Source organism: Oleiphilus sp. HI0043 (assembly GCF_001634935.1).
In genome coordinates this window covers 1-685 of the sequence record NZ_LWEY01000121.1, presented here as the reverse complement: position 1 = coordinate 685, position 685 = coordinate 1, and the positions used below count along the sequence as shown (strand labels likewise).

Annotated in this window: 1 protein-coding gene; it reads left to right on the top strand. The window is 46.3% G+C overall.

Annotated features, from left to right (window positions below; genetic code table 11):
* Positions 1 to 685, top strand: a 685-nt coding sequence (locus A3729_RS02630; protein WP_197475493.1) for an acyl-CoA dehydrogenase family protein, incomplete at both ends; no start/stop codon positions are given.

Here is a 685-nt window from a genome sequence, read left to right as displayed (position 1 = left end):
CAGTTTGCTGAAAGCTTTGACAACGATGCTGTTGTGGATTTCTGCGACACCTACCTGCAAACTGCTAAACTTGTTGAGCTTGGTAAAATCATGCTAGGTCAAGATGGCTGCACAACTGATCCTTTACTTGATGAAGATAAAGAAATCATGCGTGAATCATTCCAGCGCTTTGCAACAGACGTTGTCATGCCAAAAGCAGAGCATATTCATCGCGAAGATTTGATGGTTCCTGATGAAATTCTAAAGCCATTGGTTGAAATGGGCTGTTTCGGTTTGTCTATTCCAGAGCGCTACGACGGCTTACAGCCAGACGACCGTGAAGATAACATGGGCATGATCGTTGTAACTGAAGAACTGTCTCGTGGCTCTTTAGCCGCAGCAGGTAGTTTGATTACACGTCCTGAGATTCTTTCTAAAGCTCTCATGGCCGGTGGTACTGAAGAACAGAAACAATATTGGCTGCCAAAGCTAGCTTGGGCTGACCCATCCTGCGCAGTTGCCATTACCGAGCCAGATTTTGGTTCTGACGTTGCAGGCATGAAACTAAAAGCTGAAAAAGTTGACGGTGGTTGGGTACTTAACGGCGCGAAAACATGGTGTACTTTTGGCGGTAAAGCTGGCGTTTTGTTAACACTAGCGCGTACTAACCCTGATCCAGGCTTGGGCCACAAAGGCTTAAGCATGT